The sequence below is a fragment of the Fusibacter sp. genome (genome assembly GCF_057447755.1).
The window spans coordinates 1-1,616 of record NZ_JBVBZF010000518.1 but is presented as its reverse complement, the minus strand read 5'-3'; the positions used below and the strand labels follow the sequence as shown (position 1 = coordinate 1,616).

2 protein-coding genes are annotated in these 1,616 nt (G+C 36.3%); both read right to left on the bottom strand.

Annotated elements, in window-relative coordinates; genetic code table 11:
• A partial coding sequence (locus AC220I_RS22315; protein WP_486726072.1) for a hypothetical protein occupies window positions 1-198 on the bottom strand: 198 nt, incomplete at its 3' end.
• 64 nt (window positions 199-262) lie between these two features.
• The gene (locus AC220I_RS22310) at window positions 263-1,417 is read right to left on the bottom strand and encodes a YibE/F family protein (RefSeq protein WP_486726071.1); all 1,155 of its coding nucleotides are present in this window, start codon (window positions 1,415-1,417) and stop codon (window positions 263-265) included.
• Window positions 1,418-1,616: the final 199 nt, after the last annotated feature.

Genomic DNA, 1,616 nt, shown 5'->3' with positions numbered 1-1,616 from the left:
AATATTCCATGTGAGGATTTTAAGTTCATCTCCAGTATTTATTTGTGCTGTAGGATTATCCATCAATGCGATGTTTAAATGATCCTTTGGCGAATAATCTGTAATCATCAAATAGATGATCAAGAGTACAAAAGTTCCTACAAGCATAGAAACAAGTACTAAAAAGCCCTTTATAAGGTTAATCATTTTAGACTTCACTTTTTCCCCCTATTCTTCAGTATCTATACTCAAATACATCATAAAAATCTGCCCCTCTTACCATTTAGTCTTTATGTCTAAACAACAAACCAGATGTAATGGCTGTTAGTGGAATTGTAAATAATATTCCAAAACTGCCAACAAGCGCTTGGAGGATTTCCACTACTACCAGTTCTCTGTTAAGGACATCCACGAGAGAGGTATTATAGGATATTAAAAGGAGCACAAGACCTAACGATCCCCCAATATATGCCAATATCAATGTATTTGACATAGTCCCCATTATATCTCGTCCAATGTTCATGCCGGAGTTTAGAAGCTTTTTAAATGATATTTTATCGGATTGCTGGCTCACTTCATATAGGGATGATGCAATAGACATGGAGACATCCATAATGGCACCAAGGGCACCAATAATAATTGCAGCGAATATGATGGCCTTAAGATCAATAGGACGATCTTGATTTAAAAGGAGTAAGTAAGCAGAGTCTTCATCCACCATTCCAGTCAATTTTAAAACGCCATCCATAACCATTGTCAAACCGCCTGCAACGACAATGCCACCAAAACAGCCAATGCCAGCGACAATACTTTTTTGATTGAAGCCACTTACCACTAAAAACGTCATTAAAATAATGAAGACACAGGTCAATATTGACCAAAAGTAGATGTTGAGACCAGATAAAATTGCAGGAATAAAGACTAAAAATATGGCAAGTCCAGTGAATACTAACGAAATAATCGTTTGAAATCCCTGTAGCCTACCAAATAATATGAGAAGTATCACAAATATGACCCCTAAAGTCATCAGAGCATCCGTGCGGACGTATTCACCCAGTGACCAATCGGTACCGTAATCCTCGTTTGGAATATTATAGAGGAGCACAATATCACCCACTTCAATAGGCTTGAGTTGCACCACTGTATAAGTGTTCAAATTTTGTTCTGCAGTCAATACCTGTCCCTTGATTTCACCATTGAGTGCTTGAGCCTTGAAAATGATTTCCTCAATAATCAAAGTTTCAGTTTCTGTTAAGGGATGTTCTTCTTTAATGTGATCCACAATTTCAATGACTTTAGCCTTTTGAACCGCAGCATAATTTTTGCCGTCAAAAACGGTCATGCCTTTGACTGCAATTTTATTACCGACAAAAATATAGATTATGGATAAAAGAATTGTAATGGCAATGACACCATATTTTTTCATATTTTCAGTCATGTTTATCTCCTAATGTATAAGTTGGCATATAAAAAGCACTAATGCCTTTTATATGCCATAGCTTTACTAACTTTCTAAGATTCATTTTCCATCATAATGCGATCTAGTATTTGAGCCGCTTTGAGTACGACTATTTTACAGCCTTCTTCCTCAGTCCTAAAATCTAACTTCAAAGGCGCACATTCTATTGATTTCATTT

What these genes read in the sequence shown, in the direction of transcription:
- AC220I_RS22310 (WP_486726071.1), bottom strand. Translation starts at nt 1,417, where the DNA reads ATGACTGAAAATATGAAAAAATATGGTGTCATTGCCATTACAATTCTT.